Raw genomic sequence first — 18,203 nt, 5'->3', positions numbered from 1 at the left:
CGGGTCCCTCCGGGCTGCGCCCGTCACAGCGAACCGGGGAGCTTCGCTCCCCGGTCGCTCACGCTCCGCGTGAGCGGAGCGGCTCGCTTCGCTCACCGCCAGGCGGCACGCGCTGCGCGCGCACCGCCAACCGCAGAGCAGGCGCCTCGCGTTGCGAGGCGCGGCCGGCCTCCGGCCGACCCGTGGCCTTCGCTGCGCTCCAGCCACACGCCAGCTACCCGGAGACGCACCCCTGAGTCTCGTGCGGGCCAGGCGCGCCACGCTCCGCGCGGCCCACCCACGGGGGTCAGGCCACAAGCAGCAGCGAGGAGAAGGGGTGACGGATGGTCGGGAGAGTGAGGGGCCGAACCGGGTTCCAAGGGAACGAGTTGACCGGCTGTCAAGTCGCTTTCGGGGTGGCCATGAGGCAACAGTAACAGAATTCAGCCACGTTCGAGGAAATTTCAGGATTCCAAGTGCTTCACTTTAAAGCGCGAGCTAGACTCTGGGCTCAGGTAGCAGCACCACTAAGTGAGCTGGACCGGGTTTTGATCACGCTCCCCCGCCACTGGCCCGAGGTTGTGACCTGGTTCCGGTGAGGTTCACCGTCGCCAACACAGGCCCTCTACGTGCAGGTTTTCTGTTTCCTGTCCAGGTAAGAGCCCAAGAGAAGGCAGACGGATATGTCGACCACAAGCCGAACCGATCAGCGTGAGGCGGCCCAACAGGAAGCGGTGAGCGCGGTTGTCCGCGCCCTCGAGTTTCCTGCAAGATCGCTTGCGCCCGAGAGGGGGCTCCGGACTCAGGTGATCATGGCGACCGGGTCCGGCAAGACCCGGGTCGCATCCCGCAGTGCGGAGAAGCTCCGTGCGGCCCGTGTGCTGGTGCTCGTCCCCTCGCTGGACCTGCTCACCCAGACCGAGGCCGCGTGGCGTGAGGCGGGCCGTACGGGCCCGATGATCGGGGTCTCGTCCCTGCGGGGTGAGGATGTGACCTTCCCCAACACCACGGACGTGGAGGAGCTGGTCGACTGGGTGCGGCCGTTCGACAAGGTCACCGTGTTCGCCACGTACGCCTCCCTCGGGCTCGGCACGCTGGAGCGCGCCCACAAGGCCGGCCTTCCGGGGTGGGACCTGATTGTGGTCGATGAGGCGCACCGGACTTCGGGTCGGCTGGGCAAGCCGTGGGCGGTCGTCCACGACAACACCCGCATCCCGTCCCTGCGCCGCCTCTACATGACCGCCACGCCCCGTCTGTGGCAGCTGGACGAGGATGCCGAGGGCGCACCGGGCGAGCTGGTGGCGAGCATGGAGGACGACCCGGACGGGCCATTCGGCGCGCGTTGCTACACGCTGACGCTGTCCGAGGCGATCGACCGAGGGATCTGCGCGCCATACCAGGTGGTGTGCGTGGACATCACCGACACGCAGCTCCAGGCCGCGCAGCTCCTGGGCGCTGAGGGGCGCTCGGACGAGGTCCGCGGGGCCCGGCTCGCAGCGCTCCAGACCGCGCTGCTCAAGGCGTCGGCGGAGGAGAACTTCCGGCGCACGCTCGTCTTCCACCACGTGGTGAAGGAGGCCGAGGCGTTCGCGGCCGGCCTTCCGGACGTCGCCGCGCAGCTGCACGCCGCCGACCCCGAGCTGTACCCGCGCACGATCTGGGCGGACTGGCTGTGCGGCGAGCACAAGCCGGGTCACCGGCGGCGGGTGCTCGGGGAGTTCGCGGCCGGGATCGCAGGCGACGGCACGGTCGTGGAGAAGGGGTTCCTGGGCTCGGTGAAGGTGCTGGGCGAGGGTGTCGACACGAAGAACTGCGACTCCGTGTACTGGGCGGATGTGCGCGGCTCGATGCCCGACCTCGTCCAGGCCGTGGGCCGCGCGCTGCGCATGCAGCCCGGCGAGGGCAAGGTCGCCTCCCTGGTCGTGCCGGTCCTGCTCGGGCCGGGCGAGACCGCGGACAACATGCTGACCTCCAGGGCGTTCGGCGGGTTGGCGAAGCTGCTGGAGGCGCTCAGGGCTCACGATGCCCGGGTGGTGGAGCAGCTCGCCGAGCAGCAGGCCCCCAGCGCCTACAAGCCCGTTCAGAAGGTCGCGCAGGGTCAGGAGAGCCGGGGCGGGGGGAACGGGTCCGGCGGCCCGTCGGCGCCGGCCCGGCAGTTGCTGAAGTTCTCCGTGCCGCGCGACCCGGCGCAGCTGGCCGCGTTCATCAACCTGCGCGTCATCAACCCCGAGCACGAGCACTGGCGGCGCGGCATCGAGGCCGCCGTCATCTACGCCCGCGAGCACGGCGACCTCAAGGTGCCCTTCACGTACCGGGTGCCCGGCGGGGAGGACCAGGCGGTGGAGGCCGAGGGGTGGCCGGCCTCGCTCGCGGACTTCCCGCTCGGGCAGTGGATCGCCGACAACCGGCGGTTTTTCGCCCGCGGCAACATGGACGCCGACCGCATCGCGCAGCTGGAGAAGCTGGGCATGGTGTGGTCGCACTTCGACGTCGCGTGGGAGGAAGGCCTCGCGGCGGCGCGCGGGTGGGCGGCCGAGGCGGGCCACCTCCTGGCCCCACTGGACGCCACCTACCAGGGCTACCGGGTGGGCATCTGGCTGAAAAACGCCAGGGCCGCCGCCCGCAAGGCGGCCGAGATCGAGCAGCGGCGTGCCGAGGGGCTGCCGGTGGAGTCGTCGGCCGGGGCGCTGTCGGACGAGCGGCGTGAGCAGCTGGAGGACATCGACCCGTCGTGGTGCCCGGCCTGGCCGGTGGAGTGGCAGCGCTGCTTCCACCTCGTCCGGCTCCACCTGGAAGCCGGCCGCCCGCTGCCGACCGAGCCCGGCGACGTCGTGCACCAGGGCGAGGATCTCGGGCGGTGGGTGCGCTCGGTCCGGCACGGGTGGGACAACCTCACCACCGCACAGCAGTGGATGTGCGAGCAGGTCCTCGGGATCGAGCCCGCGACCGAGGAGGAGAAGCCTCAGCCGGGCCGTACGCAAGCGGACAAGTGGGCGCTGAACTACCAGGCCGCCAAGCAGTTCTACGAACGCGAAGGACACCTGCGAGTGCCGAGGAAGCACGTCGAACGAATCGTCGTCGGCGAGGACCAGGAGGAGCGGGAGCTCCGGCTCGGGGCGTGGGTCGGGAACCAGCGCAGCCGGGCGGCGACGCTGTCGCCGGAGCGGGTGGATCTGCTGTCCGCGATCGGGATGCGGTGGTCGTGACGGGCGTCGTCGTCACCGCGGCCGTCGTCGCGCTCGCGGCCGACTACCTGCTCGGGCGGCTGCGCCCGTGGCAGCGGCTGGGCGACTGGGCGGCCGACCAGGTCCGCTTCACCGGGGCGTGGGTGCGAGGCGGCGCCGGGCGGCAGGCCGTCGTCGTCCTGGCCCACGCCGTCACCGCGCCGCGCACCAGCTGACACACTGCCCACGTCAGAGGCACTGTCGTCAGGACTCCAATCCGATGGCCCACGGCCACTGGCCCGCGATACGGCACCAGCCTTACATCAGGGCTATGCCTCCCAGATGGTGCCGCCGCTAGCTACCTGTAGTGGTCGGGCCTTCGCACTCGTCGATCCAATGCGCCAAGAGACTCAGGGCAGCCAGGCGCTCCTGTGCCTGCTGCGCGGTCATCTCATCGGCCGCTTCATGGGTGGCCGTGTTGCGTACGGTCATGTTGAGACCGGGAGCGTATTTGGCGAGACCGCTTTGCATCGAGCTGACGGTCCGGTCGTCGGCATCGCCCGGCCATTTCAGAACTGGCGCCTTGGTGGCGAAGACCTTCTCGTAGACATTCGTGGCGTCCATGTTGGACAGCCCCGTGCGGGCCTTGACCTGGGTGGTGAGAGTCTCAGCAGCCGTCTGCACGGCAAGCCGATAGTGGCCATCCAGCCAGAGCTTCCGGGCTGCTCCCCAGACCGTCGGGTGCATCGCCTCCACGCCGGTGGTCGGCGGCAGCTCGGCCTCCGCTTTCAGGGCCATTGCCTCCAGCCGACCCAGAATCTGCTCGGCTGCGTCCAGGACGTCTCCTGGTTCCAGCAGGGGCTTTGGGGTGGCGATGCTCCGCCACGCCGCGATCGGGTCCACCGGCCGTGAGGAAGCGGAGACGCCTATGTACATCTGTGTCAATCCGGGAGCAGCCGAGGCGCGGCCAGCTGCCCGTGCAACCCGGTCGCTGGCCTCGCGGAGCTCCTCCTTTGTCACGTCAGGTTTGGGTGTCACGGCTGGGATGATGCCTCGGCCAAAAGGGGCTTCCGTCGTCTCAACATGGAGCAGCAGGAACGCTTCGAGCGCCTCCTTGAACTCGGACACGGCTTCAGCCGTCTTACGAAGGTACTCGGGGTTCCGGGACGCATCCATGCCGCTGATGCTGTCACGCTTGGCGTCCGTCGGCGGAGCTTTCGCATCTCGTCTTACTCAGGCATCGAAAAACACGCGGCAGTTCTCGCAGCGGACGGATTCGCCGGTCAGGAAGCGCGCTCCGGAAACGCCCTCAGAACCGCTCACTCGGGTAGCCGGGGCCGGGGGGAGGCCCATGGAGGCTCGGACCGGGAGTCGGGACAAGTGCGGGTGGGACCCGGGCCTGTGTGCGGCTTAGGGGTGCTCGTACGGGATCGCAGTCCGATTGTCAGTGGTCACGCTTACTCTCCTATCGGACATATCGGAATCAATCGGGAGGTGTCTATGGGTATCGCGGTTTCGGAGAGCCTCGCAGGTGAAGGCGAGACAGACTGGGTGGTGGAGGGCTGGGCTGATGCGGGCATGGCTGCCGGTGACCCGGCGCGGGTGGTGGGCTATGTGCTCAGTCCGCTGCGCGAGCAGTACCTGGCGATCATGGATGTGCTCGAGCAGTCGGTCGATCATCTGACTCCGGCGGAAGTCTGTGCGGCACTCGCCGCTGAAGGGAAGGAGCTGCCCCTCACCGCGGTGACCGTACGGCTGCGCGCGCTCTGCGACACGTTCCTCGCTGCCTCGGGCCGGCCTGACTCGGACGTCGAGCGGTGGCACGAGCTCAACGGGGCCCGCTGGCGTTACAGCGCGACGCCGCGAGGGCGCCAGATGCAGCGCCTGTGGAGGCAGATGGCCAGTGATGGTCTCGTTCCGCGGGAGATTCCCATGGACGGGCTGTCCAGAATCCACCGGACGCTGGCCGCCATGCACGGCAGTCAATCGTCGGACGCCTCGCTGTCAGAGCTGGCGGGGCAGGTGTTCGTCGAGCACGATCACCTCGACGGGGCGCTGGTGGGCCAGGCGGACATGTTGGCGCAGTTGGCCGACCGGTTCGATCTGGACCTGCGGGCGACGGGTGAGCTGAAGCAGCTGATCCTGGAGTACGCCACGCATGTGGTGGTCAATTTGGATGCGGCCGTGGTCCGCATCTATGCGGAGCTGTACCGGTTGAGGCCGCGGTTCGCCGAGCTGGCGGCGGCACGACGCGGGCAGTCTCCGGCCGGGGCGCTGGTAGCGCGTGGGGTGCTGGCCCCGACGCGGGGGTTGCGGGCCGCGGACTGGGAGCAGCTGCTGGGGTGGTTCTCGCCAGGCAGCGGTAAGGCGGCGAGGTTCGGGCTGCAGTTGGTGCGGGCGATTCCCATGCTGCATGCCAATCTGCTGCGGCACCAGAGCGTGGGCGGGCCGGCGACGCTGCGGGCGCGGGCGCTGTCGCTGGCGGTTGCCTGTCAGGATCCGCATTATGGGCGGGCGGTGCTGCGCCAGGCGCTGGCGGACAGGCCGTGGACGAAGCTGCACACGGTTGCGGAGGCTGACACCAGTGAGGTGGTCTCGTGGCATGAGGGCCCTCGGGTGGCGGCGTTGGCGATGCTGCGTGCCACCGGGCAAAGCTCTCCCCGGGGGGCCGTGGCGGGGCGCAAGCCGCGCGAGGAGAGCGAGGCGGTGCAGCGGCGGGCGGAGCGCAAGGCCCGGCATGGCGCTGCGGTGGCGGAGGTCCTGGCAGGAGACGGCGCGTTTTCGGAGGCGGCCTGCCGGTTGGCGCTGAGGGCGGTCATGGCCGCCGCGAGGGCGCCGGAGGAGTCGGCGGGGCGTATCGGTCAGGCCGAGGGGATCGGGTGCACTCTCGTGGCTGCGTCGGGAACGGTGGGGCGGGTGGATGGGGTGCGGTGGTCGGTGCTGGTGCCCGGCCGGAGCGTGATGTTTCATCCCCAGGTTCCGATGGCTGCTGGGCAAGTCCCAGCGGGACGGCGGAGTACACCGGTGAAGGTGGACGTCTTGGTCGAGGCCTCCCGGTGATCGGGGTGCTCGACGGTGTGCGCGGCCGGCGGCTGGTGGAGGACGAGACGGAGGTCGTCGCGGCGCTGGTGCGGCGGCTCCGGGGGCAGACCTGGCTCATCGGTGGACGCGACGATGAGGTCATCGAAACGGTGCACCGGCATGCCACGGCGGTGCGTGCCGTGCTGGAGGAGTTGGGCTGTGCGCTGACGGTCGAGCCGGATCTGGTGCGGGTGCATGTGCCGGTGGAGCCCGTCAGCCTGATGCCGGGCGGGGACGCCCCCGAGGGCGTGTGGTTCTGGCTGACCGTCGTCGCGTTGGAAGGGCTTCCTTCCAGGCCGCGGCTGGGGCAGGTGGTGGGCGCAGTGCGCTCGGCCGCCGCAGAGGCCGAAGTCCCGGTGACGCAGTCCCGGCCTGAGCTGCGTGCGCTGGTCACCGGGCTGCGGATGCTGTGCGAGCGCGGAGTACTGAGCGAACTCGAAGGCCGTGTCGATGAACTGATGGACGGTGCGTACGATCCGCCGGTGCTGCTGAGGATCCACCACGCCCGCCTGCTGCACCTGCTGCCACGCAGTGTGCCGCTGGATGACGAGGGGCAGTGGGGCTGTGACCCGGGGCAGGACCCCGAGGGCTGGCTGCGCTCGCTGCACCGGTCCAGCGACGAGGCGGTACGGGTGGTCGGTATGCTCGCCGACCGGGCGGTCGTCCACGTCTGCGACCTGGACGAGGCGGAACGGCAGTGGTTCAGCACCCGTCTCGCCCGCGACGGGGCGCGCGTGGCCGAGACGTTGGGGCTGCACCTGGAGCACCGACTGGAAGGCGCCAGTCTGGTGATCCCTGAGGAGATCAGCGACGCCCGGGTGCTGGGATCGTTTTGTTTCCCCCACCGGCAGCACGGCAGTTCGGGCACCGTCCGGCATGCCACCTTGCTTCTCATCGACTATCTGAGCGGCGAAGGCGAGCGGGGCGGACCGTCGGCACCCGGTGAGGGCTGGTGCGGTGCCGCCGCCTCCACGGTGATCCGCCGGCTGGGTGAGCTGGCGGTACGGCACCCGGGGTGGCGGGGAGAGTACCGGCAGCGGCCGGAGCACCTGGCCGGTCAGATCCGCACGCTGCTCGAAGGAGCCGATCTGCTGCGCGTGGCCGCGGGCTACGAGGACTGGTGGTGGCTGTCTCCTGCGGCGGCCCGCTGGGCGGTCCTCACTCTCGACGGGCAGACGGCTGAGCCTGCGCATGGTGCGGGAACGGAGACGTGATGAGCCAGTTGAGCATCCCTGCCCGGTGGGCCGGCCGGTGGTGTCTGGCCGGTGCGGGGGTGGAGAACGTCGGGCTGCTCCCCCGGGAGGTCCTCGGATGTCCCTCGGGCCGGATCCTGGTGACCGGCCCGAACGGCACCGGCAAGACCAGTCTGCTGGAGAAGCTGTGCCCTCATCTGCTGGACCCCACCACGGTGCAGCACCTCCGCTCAGGCAAGAACCGGGGCACCACCCTGGAGTCCTTGATGAAAATCGGCAGCACTGGGCGGCGCAGGATCGGGTACCTGTGGCTCAGCTTCCGCCCGCCCCAGGCCGGTCCCGAGGCCGGCACCACCGCCGTGCACTACGGGGTGCGTCTGGAATACGCGCAGGGCACCAATCCATCGGTGACGCGGTCGGGTTTCATGATGCCTCTCGTGCCCGGCTCGGATCGCGATGACCTGAGCACGCTCAGCCGTGAGGCGTTCACCCAGTACGTCACTGGCCACGGCGGCACGGTCTTCGAGCACTTGGACGACTACGTCGCCGATCTCGCCGAGCGCGTTTTCGGCTGTGCTCCTGGTCGGCTTCAGCAGATCGCCCGTCGTATCAAGAAGGTCCGCGACCCTGACCTGCTGAGCAATCTGACGCCCTCGCATGCCGAGCAGGAACTGCACGATGTGCTGCCGTGCATCAGCCCGGAGGTCCTGCGCGTGACGCGGGAGGCTCTGGCCGCCGCCGAGGCCACCCGCGCACGGTACCTGCGGGCGGAGAAGACCGCCGCTCGTCTCCAAAACCTCTCGTCGGCCTGGCTGCACTCCTGCGCACGCACCGTGCTGAGCGCCACGGAGGACGCCCTGGAACACACCGCGGCCCGGCAACGCGCCGAGACTGAGGCCGAGAGCGCACAGACGCACTCTGCGGTATCGGCGGAGGCACACACCGACCTGGCCGCCCTTGTGGACGAACTGGACGTGGCGAAAGGGGTGTCGGCGTCCCGCGCGCAGGCTCTTGCGCGGGATGCCGCGTCCAGCGACGTGGCCCGTGCCCGCGAGACGGCTGATGCGTGCGAAACCGGGCACCGGCAGGCCGAAGAGCTGCTGGACGCGCACGCTTCGGTCGCGGCGGACGCCGCCGGGCATCTGGAAGCCGCAGTGAACAGTGTGCGCAAGGCGGTGGACAGTGTGGTGCACACCTGCGCGGAAGCGGACGTACCTGGTGTGGTGGCCTCTCCGGTCAGGATGGAGCGCACCGACCAGGCTCCGGTCACGATCGGTGCGCGCAGCTTCGCCTCGTGCCCCGCGGTCACTGCCGAGACGTTTCCGGACGTGGTGGAGGGGTCGGTGGCGGCACTCAGGGAGTCGGAAAAGCACCTCCTCCAGCGCGGCGCGAACGCCAAGATGCTCACGGTGGCCCACGACGGCGTCGCGAAGTTGCAGCAGGAGGGCAAGGAGGCACACGCTCGGTCGGTCGTCGCCGCAGCATCTGCGGACAGGGCCGTCGAGCGGCACCGCCGCGCTCACGGTGACGCGCACGCCAAAGTGACCGCCCTGTCCGAGGCCGTACACAGGTGGGCGGCCAGGGCGCAGGCAGTGGTACGCGCGCCTCAGTTCGGCCTGGCGGCCATCGCGGCCCAGGCCCGGGCGTGGGGGCACGATACGGAGTACTCCGCGACGGTCCATGAGGCCGCCGTGCTGGGCAAGCGCGTGAGTACCGGTGCAGCCGCCGCTGCCGGTGGTGCCCGGCAGCGAGCCGGGCACCACCGGCACCAGGCCGCCGCAGCCCGGCAGGCCGCCGCCCAGGCAGCCGAGCAGGCGCGGCTGTGGGGCAGCGGGAAGCTGCCGGCGCTGCCCGGGCCGGCGTGGTTTCAGACGGCCGACGAGAGCAACTGCTTCGCCGTGGCCGTTGACTGGCGCCCGGGCGCCCTGCCAGCCGGGCCGGCCAGGAACGCGGTGGAAGCCGCCATGGCCGCAGCCGGCCTGCTCTCCGCACACCTGACATTGCAGGGCGTGGCCAGCGACACAGGCTGGCTGGTGGAACCCTTGGGACCGGAACTTCCCGTGGAGGACAGTCTCGCCTCCCTCCTGACGGTCGTGCCCGGCCACCAACTGAGCGAGGTGGCCCAGGCCGTCCTGAAGCGCATCGGGTACGCGCCCACCGCCGACCACCCGGGGAGCACCAGCAGGCCGGAACTGCTCATCGGCGCCGACGGCACCCACCGCTGTGGTCCGCTCCTCGCCCGGCCACCGCAGGCGGTACGCAGCCAAGCACCGGTGGCCTCGCACATCGGAGAACAAGCCCGGCGTGCCGCGGCCCAGCGCGAGGCTGCCGCGGCCCAGCGCGAATGCAACCGCTTCGAGCAGTCGGCGACACGTCATGAACGGACCGCGGGCCGGCTCACGCAGTACGCGACATCGCTGGAAGATCTGGCGGACCAGTTCCCCCACGAGCTGTCCCGGACCGCGGCGCAGGCGGAGGCCGCCCGCGCCCAGTGCGCGGTATCCGAGCAGGACGCCCGTGCCCACGCGTGCGAAGAAGGCAGACTGGCACAGGAGAAACAAGTACAGGCCCAGAGCGCGCTGGCGCAGTGGCGCGAACAGGCCGCCGGCTACGGGTTGCCCGACAGCCCGCGTCTGATGCACGAGGAGGTCGAGGCGTCCGTCCGGCGTGCCGGCCTGGTGCACCGGGCCGCCGAGGAGATGGGCGGTGTCTGCGGCCTGCTCGAAGACGTGCAGCGGGCGGCGCAGGCCGCCGTTGACGCACGCCGCCGTGCCGAGCTCAGCACGCGTACCGTTTTGGAGAGTTTCGGACGGCTCAGCGATGCGCGGGCCACGCTGGAGGCATGCCAACAGCGCAGCGGTATGGACGAACTCGCCCTGGTACAGGAGGCGACCGCAGCCCAGCAGGTGCACACGCAGGTGCAGCAGCGCCTGAGAGAGGCCCGCAGGGAACTGGAAAAGGCCACCTCCGTTGCGGCTGCGGCACAGCAGGCGCAGACGGAGGCCGCACGACGCCTGCAGGAAAGCCGACCCCGGGCCGAGGCGTCCGTGGAGACGGTGCGCCGGTACTTGACACTCGGCGGTCTCGCCGAAGCCCTCGCCTGGACGGAGCGGAACGGCACAGGGGATCACGACGAGGAGGGGACCTGGCTCATGGAGCTGCGTGCCCGCCTGCTGGCCGTCCCGCAGCCTACGGCAGGCCTTGACGAGTGCGCCGATGCTCTGCGTCTTCACCTGACCGCCGCGCCGGAGAAGGACTGGCACCTCGGGCACGGTCCGGCACCGGAGAGAATGCCCAGCCACCAGCTGTCCCTGGCCGGACGGCGCATGTCCCCACATGCAGCCGCCCGGACGGCGGCGACACACCGGGCAGAGGCGCAGCAGGCCTACAGCGCGGCGGACGAGAACGCCCTGGAGAATTTTGTCCTCGGACGGCTTCCCGCGGCCATCAGCACCGCCTGGGTCGACCTGCAGGACTGGGCCGGAGAAGTCAACGCCCAGATGGAGCTGACCGCTGCCTCCTCCGGAGTCGGCGTACAGATCGACCTTGCCCTGCGCAGGGACCTGCCCCCCTCCCTCGCCGCCATCCACCATCTGACGTGCGAGATCGGGGAGGCCGAGCGCACGCCGGAGGAGCAGCGCCGTATCGGGCAGGAACTCCTGGCGGTGATGCGGCTCGACGAAGAGACGCGTGCCGACGCTGCCGGCCCCGGCTCCGGCCGGGCCGACCGGCTGGCCGAAGCCATCGACATCCGCAACTGGGTCACCGTCAAGTACATGATCACCCGGCCCGGGGCGACGCGGCAAGAACGCTGGGGCGCCCGCGGTGTGACCGTCTCCAAAGGCGAGAGCCGTCTGATCGTCCTCGCTCCCATGCTCGCCGCGCTGGCCGCCGAGTACCGCGACCTGCCTTCGCACGCGGCGCGCCTGTGTGCCCTGGACGAAGTCCCCGGCGACGTCGACGACCACGGCAGAGACGGCATCGCCGCCTACCTCGCCAGTCTCGATCTGGACCTGATGAGCACCAGCCACAACTGGGACGGCTCGCCCGGCGCCTGGGACGGCATCGACATCTTCGAACTCGAGGAAGGCCCCGACGACACCGTCATCTCCTTCCCCTTGCGCGTCTACAGCCCCCTGCTTCAGCACGCCACCGGCCACCCCGTTACGGCCCCGGCCGGCACATGAGCACCCCTGCCAGCGGCCAGGCCGACTGCCCCGAGCGGCTCTGCCACAACGGGGCATGCCGCAGTGCCGACCTGAGCGCCCTGCTCTCATCCGACGTGCGATGGCTGTGGGAGCAGGTCGCCCGGCAGGCCGACCGGCGCGGAGACGCCGCCATGGACAGCCGCACGATCACGATCACTGCCCCGGACTCACCCGCACAGCGCGCCGCCGTGATCGGCCTGCTGGCTCCGCGTCCGCTGCCCGCCGGCCGCACCCGGCGCATCGACCTGCAACGGCTCACTCAGGCTCTGCAGCGTCGCGGAGCGCACTTGACGCCGGGTGCGGTCGCCGCCCACGCGCTCGGCAGGCCTCTGGCCGACCGCGCCGCCGACAAGGCGCGGCTCACCGCCCGCCTGGCCACCCTGCAGCACCTGCGCAGCCGCCTGGCACGTGCCCTGCCTCCCACCGCGCCGCTGCGGCCGGACGACGCCGGCTGGGACAGCCTGCGCCGCCGCGGCAGCCTGGCCCGTCTCCTGCAGCACCCCAGCCCGGACCGTCTGCTGACCGCCGCTTTCGCCGTTCTGCGCCGTCTGCCCGCCTCGGGACGCGCCGACCGGCGCCGCCTGGCCGAAACGGCCACCGGCAACCCCCACGCTCTGGACGCCAGCACCGAGCTGGCGGCGCTCGTCCTGGCCGAAGCCGCCACCTCCCGGGCCGAAGCCGGTGACGGTGTATCGGCCCGGGATGCCTGGGGCCGGCTCGGTGTCGACCTCGACACCCTCACCGGCGGACTGCTGAGCCTGGGTATCCACCCCGCAGACTGGCACATTCCTGCGGGCCAGCCTGCTGTCCTGGTCCCGTGGGTGCTGGACCGCGCCGTCTGGCCCGCGCCCCGGCGCAGCGAGGACCGGTGGGTCTTCCTGACCGAGAACCCCTCGGTCGCCGCCGCGGCCCGGGACGGCGTTCCGGGCGTGGTGCGGCTGCTGTGCACGGTGGGAACGCCGTCGCGTGCCGAACTGGACGCCGTTGCGCGCCTGGTGGCAACAGGGTGGCGCCTGGCCGTGCGCGCCGACTTCGATGGCGCCGGCCTGGCTCTCGTACGCGCCGTCCTCGCCACCGTTCCCGAAGCCGAAGTGTGGCGTATGACAGCCGCCGATTACACCGCCAGCCTGCACCCGACGCCCTTCGAACCGGAGCCCCTGAACCTCGAACGCCTCGGCGACACCCCGTGGGATCCCGCCCTCGCCGCCGCCATACGCGAATCCGGCCGACCCGCCTATGAGGAAGCTCTGATCGAGGAACTCCTCTCCGATCTCCTGCGCGGCTCCCCGCCCGTCAGCACACCGGTCTGCGTCGACCCAGCGACCGCCAGGCAAGTCTGAGCACCGGCAGCACTCCAGCGAAGGATGTTCCGCCCCCGCCACACAGGGATACCGCTCTTCTCCTCCTTGGACGACAGCACCGGCCGGGTATGGTCACGTCCGGGCGAGGTGGTGCAGCCGCCGCAGTAGCGCCCGGCATTTGTCCACCGCGTCGTAGCGGCCGCCCAAGCGCTGGCGTCGGTACTGGCAACGGTCAACCGACCACAGTCCCTCGGCCACCGCGACCGGGCCCATCGCATCCTCCCAGCGAACCCGGTCCAGCCAGGTTTCTTTCAACGGGGCAGTGGCGTGGTGGCGCAGCACCTCTCTGGTCAGTACGCCGCGGTCGAAGCTGACGTTGTAGGCGACGCACCGCCTCCCGTCCAGGACACCGGTCAGGTGCGGAAGCACGTCGGCGAAACAGGGGGCGTGTGCTACGTCGGCGCGGGTGATGCCGTGCAGCGCACTGGCCGCCGCTGTGATCGGCCGACGTGGGTCAAGCAACTGGTTGACCACAGTACGGCCTCCGCCGTCTATCGCCGCGATCTGCACCGCCCATGCCTGATCGCCCAGACCGGCGGTCTGGATGTCGATCACCAACAATGCCGGATCGGCCAGCACGGCACCTGCCCAGCGAGCCACCTGCTGCCGCTGGTGAAGCCACACGGGCGGCCTGCGCAGCACTCTGACCGCATCATCGAGGCTTCCGCGCTGTTCATTTGCACACTGCACGTGCCACAGACCGTCGCCGTCGGGACGAGAGTGCAGGGTGCCGAGATAACACTCATGCTGGTAGACGGCCCAGGACGGCCGCTCTGTGTCACCGGGCCGCACCAAGGCCACCGGCACCCCATCGACCAGGCGGCTAAAAGCATCACCCCAATCGCCCGCCAGCCCGGCACATTGACCGCACGCCCCTCTGCAACGCCCGCCGGGGACGGTCTCCAATCCCGGACGTCCAGCACACTCCACACCATGATCATGAGAGGCTGTGCGGCGCTTGCCCTCATGCACCCCGCGACACGCCGGGAAACTCATCCGACAAGCACACGCCCACCCGCTTCGCGGCGGAGGCGCCCTCAGCCCCAAACACAGTCGTCGAGAAGCCGGCCGTGTCGTCGTTTGTCGTACGGCGGTGCATCGACCGGGGATGCGCACCGACCTGCGCGCGAACCCGGAGAGCTATCTGCTCCCCACCAGCCAAAGCCGCCGAGGCCTACCGACATAAGGACCTGGCGGTACTGGTTGCCGCCGCCCTCCGTACGCCTGCATCCCGGAAGGCATGCCGACTTCGTCTGAATGGTCCGCCTCGACTGGATTCGGTGCGCGGAGACCATCGCCTCGGTGCCTCCCGGACCGAAGCCGTCAACGTTCTGCTCTCCACCGCCGCCGTCGACACGCTCGTCGCCACCCACCCCGAGGCCGACTGGGAGCAGATACGCAACGTCGGCAAAAGGCCGACGCTCCCGGCTCGCCGCCCTGGCCAGGGCCAAGACGGTGGCTTCGGTGTGACCGCCTGCTGCCGGAACGGCCTGCCAACGCCAGGTTCTCGCCGGGCTGTGCGGTTACCTCATGGCATCCGCAGCGGCTGGTCGAACGGCTCATCCTCCCAGTAGGTACGGACATTGCGGCACTTGGGCCGTGTACACATCCAGAACCCGTCCGGCACTCGCCCCGTCACCTCCCGCAGCCACCGCCGCTGCTCCCGGCTGTCCAACGCGACGTGCTGCTCCCGCGACCGGCAGGTCGCGCAGTACAGCTCCCTCGAATCCTTGGCCATGCCCCCACCGTCTCCGGCACGCCTGGTTCCGGGAAGGCTTGCACTCGCCATCCGTCCCCGGCGCTCGCGCTCGTGCTGCGTGCAGACCGCGGTCCCCCAAGGCTCAGTAGATGGCCGCGCGGGCGAGGTAGCGGTCGCGGAGGTGACACAGCATGGTGTGGCAGTAACGGGCGAGCGGGCCATGCTGGCTTTCGTCGACCACCATGGCCACCAGGTATCCGTCGCCGGTCTCCATGGCGGCACGCGGCTGGGATGCGCGCAGGTAGGGCCAGAAGCGGCCGTGCGCGAATCCGGAGGCAGCCCGCCATGAGGCGCGGACCGCGACCGGGTCCAAGCCCGCGGCGGGAGCGGCCTGCTCCAGGATGACGTGGGTCTTCGGCGCGACGAGAGGGGGCAGGCCGAGGGCCTCGGCGAGTGCGCGGATCTCCTGGCGGCGCTCGAGCCCGGTCTTGCCCTCGGGGCCGGGTGCGTGACCGGTGTCCTGTTCGTGCTGGGCCCGGTTGCGCATGTCTTCCGCCCACAGCGACAGCGCACGCCGGCGGCGTTCCGGACGGCCGGACCCGTCGAGCAGCCAGATGCCGGTCGCGAAGTTCTCCAGCCCGCCGCGCATCAACGTCCACGGACTGGTGGCATCCATCTCCCCGGCCACAGCCAGACGCCGCAAGGCATCGGCATGGGCCAGGCCAGCGCCGTAGGAAGTGCGGATCAAGTGGGAGGCGGGCCACGGACCGAGCGGCGCCTCATCAGCGGCCAGGCTGCTGGACGGGGCCGGGGCGGGCAGCGGCTGATAGGCACCGTCTCCTCGCAGCTTCTCCACCAGTTCGAACAGAGGTATCAGGTAGGTGCCGTCGAAGTCCCGCGTACTCATGAGCGCCGAGCGTACGAGGCCACGCTGACACAGCGGTACCGAGTATCGGCTCCTCGGCCACCGGTCGCCGGCCCAAGAAAGCGCGAGCAGGGCTCCTTGGGCAGGCCGCTCCGTCCACCGGACGCTTGCCCAGTTCACGAATCGATTCGCCGCATCCGCTTGGGGAGGGAAAGTTCTCCGCTCTCCGTCCTCTGTCCACAGGCCAGCCAACCGAGCATGCAGGAACGACGCCGTGAGTCGCACTGCGGCCATCGCAACGAGAGCGTGATGCCGTACCTGCTCCCGTCCCACACACCGCTGACGCCCGAGCAGGTGGAGCGGGGCTTCGACTACCCCCTGGCGCTGCAGACCGGTAGCGGCGCCGCGGTCGCCGGACGGGCGGAAGCAGATCCGGAGCTGGCATTCGTCCTGCTGCGGCTGGCCGAGGACATCATCTGGCCCGCCACGGCCGTGAACGCGGAGGCCGCCCCGTGCGCGGACTCCTTCACGCTGGACGAGGTCGGGGGCGTAGTGCTGTCCGCGCTGCGGGACTGGGCACGGGACTCCCCCACCACGGCGACGCCAGGCATCGCCCGCAGCCTCCTCCGGTTCACGGTGAACGTCATCCCCGCCCCCCCGACCGCCCGGACACCGCTGGCGCCCTGGAGGCGATGCGCGACGAGCGCCTGGTGCTGGCGCACGCGGTGCACTCCGCGCCCGGTGCGCACCGGCACTTTTCCTGGCACCTCGCGACCGGCAATCATGACGGTGGGGGCCGCAGGGAGGGGAGCAGGCATGGTTTCGCGGCGGGATTTGATCCGGCGTCGGCGGCGTGACGGGTTTGTGGGCCGACGCAGCGAGTTGTCGGTCTTCCGGGAGAGTCTGGAGTGCTCGCCGGAGGATGAGGCGGCGGACTTCTTCTTTCATGTGCGCGGGCCGGGGGGTGTGGGCAAGACGACGCTGGTGCGGCGGTGGGAGGCGATCGCCAGCGAGCACGGTGCGGCCACGGCGTACGTGGGCGATGCGGTCGCCGACGCCGTGGAGGTGATGGAGGCCATCACCGGTCAGTTGGCGCGGCAGGGGCACGGGACGAAGGAGTTCGGCAAGGCGCTGAGTGCCTACCGGCAACGGTGCCATGAGGCCGAAGCCGCAACCGCGGTCCCGCAGGGCGACGGTGCGCCGCAGGGGGCCAGCAGCGGTGAGCCGCCGGAACCTGGGCCGTCGCCGGGGAGCATGGTGGTCTCGCAGGTCGGGCTGGCGGGATTGGGCATGATGCCGGGCGCGGGGCCGTTCGTCGGGGCGGTGGACCCCGCTCAGGTGGCGCTCGGCGCCGACCGGGTCCGGGCGGCGTTCGCGGCCCGCTTCCGTAACCGCGACGACGCCCAAATGGTGCTCTCTCCGCTTCAGGTGCTGACGCCGCTGTTCGTGCGGGCCGTCGAAGAGGCGGCTCAGCGGGCAGGGCGGGTGGTGCTGTTCTTCGACACCTACGAGTACACCGGCGCGTTCCTGGACGTGTGGCTGCGGGATGTCCTCATCGAGGCGCGGTACGGGGAACTGCCTGTCGGCGTGATGGTCGTCGCGGCCGGACAAAGCCGCCTGTCCTCCACCATCTGGAGCGACCACCTGGACCAGGTGCACGAACTGGAACTTGAGATCTTCACCGAGGCCGAAGCACGCCAGCTCCTGGCCGCCCGGGAGATTCGTGATGATCAGGTCATCGAGGTGATCCTGCGGCTGTCCGGGCGGCTGCCGGTGCTGGTGCACCTGCTGGCCGAGGCCCGCCCGGCCACCGCCGAAGATGTCGGAGACCCCAGCGGCACAGCCGTCGAACGGTTCCTGCGCTGGGAGAACGACTCGGCCCGCCGTGCCGCGGCCTTGGCGTGCGCGCTGCCGCTGGAACTGGACGAAGACATCTGCCGACTGCTCACGGGTGAGGAAGACGGGGCAGATATTTTCGGCTGGCTGCGCGGCCGGCCGTTCGTCACCGACCTATCCGGCCGCTGCCGCTACCACGACGTCGTACGCGACACCATGCTCCGCCTGCAACGCACGCAGTCCCCCCGGCAATGGCAGCAGCAGCACACCCTCCTGGCCGGCGCCTACGCCCAGCGACGCCAGCACGAGGAAGAGGGGGACGACCGTGTGCCGGAGCAGTGGTGGGACAGCCAGCAATGGCGTGAATACCGGCTGCGCGAGATCTATCACCGGTTGTGCGCACATCCGCACCGGGCCTTGCCCGCTGCCCTCACCGAAACCCTGCACGCTTACACCCACAGCACCGCGACGCTGCGCCGCTGGGCCCAGATCCTGCAGCAAGCCGGCCACGACACTGATGCTCCCGCCCTGGGCCGGTGGGGCCGGGACTTCGTGGCCGCCCTGGAAGCTGAACCCAACAGCATCGTCAGCATGCTCACCCGCATACTCATCAGTGCCGGGCTCAGCCCGGACGGTCGTGCCTTGGCCTATGCCCTGCGCGGCCGCGAACGACGTGCTGCTGGGGACATGGAGGCTGCGCTGGCCGATTACACAGCCGCGCTAGACCTCGCCCCGCGCCTGGGCAGTGCCTATGAAGGCCGGGGCAACACGTATTTCCTTACACGACGCCATGACGAAGCCCTCGCCGACTACACCC

At 70.4% G+C, this 18,203-nt stretch carries 10 protein-coding genes and 1 pseudogene; 7 read left to right on the top strand and 4 right to left on the bottom strand.

Annotated features, from left to right (window positions below):
- Window positions 1-662 precede the first annotated feature (662 nt).
- Window positions 663-3,185, top strand: coding sequence for a helicase associated domain-containing protein (locus ACZ53K_RS34110; protein WP_468844451.1), 2,523 nt, complete (start codon window positions 663-665; stop codon window positions 3,183-3,185).
- Window positions 3,182-3,379, top strand: a complete 198-nt coding sequence (locus ACZ53K_RS34105) for a hypothetical protein (protein WP_468844449.1) — start codon at window positions 3,182-3,184, stop codon at window positions 3,377-3,379. Before ACZ53K_RS34110 ends, ACZ53K_RS34105 begins: the two co-directional genes overlap by 4 nt.
- A 118-nt stretch (window positions 3,380-3,497) precedes the next feature.
- Here ACZ53K_RS34105 and ACZ53K_RS34100 read toward each other — a convergent pair whose 3' ends face one another.
- The gene (locus ACZ53K_RS34100; RefSeq protein ID WP_468844446.1) at window positions 3,498-4,319 is read right to left on the bottom strand and encodes a TIGR02391 family protein; all 822 of its coding nucleotides are present in this window, start codon (window positions 4,317-4,319) and stop codon (window positions 3,498-3,500) included.
- Window positions 4,320-4,643: 324 nt separating this feature from the next.
- On the opposite strand from ACZ53K_RS34100, the gene ACZ53K_RS34095 reads away from it, so the two are divergent.
- The 4 genes from ACZ53K_RS34095 to ACZ53K_RS34080 are packed head-to-tail and all read left to right on the top strand — an operon-like array spanning window position 4,644 to window position 12,965.
- Window positions 4,644-6,203: a DUF2397 family protein gene (locus ACZ53K_RS34095; protein ID WP_468844443.1), complete on the top strand. Its 1,560-nt coding sequence runs from the start codon at window positions 4,644-4,646 to the stop codon at window positions 6,201-6,203.
- Window positions 6,200-7,438 (top strand): DUF2398 family protein, encoded by a 1,239-nt coding sequence (locus tag ACZ53K_RS34090; protein ID WP_468844441.1) that lies wholly within the window; start codon window positions 6,200-6,202, stop codon window positions 7,436-7,438. Before ACZ53K_RS34095 ends, ACZ53K_RS34090 begins: the two co-directional genes overlap by 4 nt.
- Window positions 7,438-11,604, top strand: coding sequence for an SbcC/MukB-like Walker B domain-containing protein (locus ACZ53K_RS34085; RefSeq protein ID WP_468844438.1), 4,167 nt, complete (start codon window positions 7,438-7,440; stop codon window positions 11,602-11,604). The genes ACZ53K_RS34090 and ACZ53K_RS34085 overlap by 1 nt, the downstream gene beginning before the upstream one ends.
- Window positions 11,601-12,965, top strand: coding sequence for a DUF2399 domain-containing protein (locus ACZ53K_RS34080; RefSeq protein WP_468844436.1), 1,365 nt, complete (start codon window positions 11,601-11,603; stop codon window positions 12,963-12,965). Before ACZ53K_RS34085 ends, ACZ53K_RS34080 begins: the two co-directional genes overlap by 4 nt.
- 93 nt (window positions 12,966-13,058) lie before the next feature.
- Here ACZ53K_RS34080 and ACZ53K_RS34075 read toward each other — a convergent pair whose 3' ends face one another.
- The 3 genes from ACZ53K_RS34075 to ACZ53K_RS34065 all read right to left on the bottom strand — a co-directional run bounded on the left by ACZ53K_RS34075 (window position 13,059) and on the right by ACZ53K_RS34065 (window position 15,592).
- A complete protein-coding gene (locus tag ACZ53K_RS34075; protein WP_468844433.1) occupies window positions 13,059-13,787 on the bottom strand; it encodes a 3'-5' exonuclease in 729 nt (242 codons plus the stop codon).
- 727 nt (window positions 13,788-14,514) lie between these two features.
- A complete protein-coding gene (locus tag ACZ53K_RS34070) occupies window positions 14,515-14,724 on the bottom strand; it encodes a hypothetical protein (RefSeq protein WP_468491757.1) in 210 nt (69 codons plus the stop codon).
- Between the two features lie 103 nt (window positions 14,725-14,827).
- The gene (locus tag ACZ53K_RS34065; RefSeq protein WP_468844430.1) at window positions 14,828-15,592 is read right to left on the bottom strand and encodes a hypothetical protein; all 765 of its coding nucleotides are present in this window, start codon (window positions 15,590-15,592) and stop codon (window positions 14,828-14,830) included.
- 264 nt (window positions 15,593-15,856) lie between these two features.
- On the opposite strand from ACZ53K_RS34065, the pseudogene ACZ53K_RS34060 reads away from it, so the two are divergent.
- A pseudogene (locus ACZ53K_RS34060) lies at window positions 15,857-18,203 on the top strand (hypothetical protein); the annotation flags it as partial.

The organism is Streptomyces sp. NPDC033221 (genome assembly GCF_055577005.1).
The sequence above is the reverse complement of the archived record's forward strand: the minus strand, read 5'-3'. Positions and strand labels throughout refer to the sequence as shown.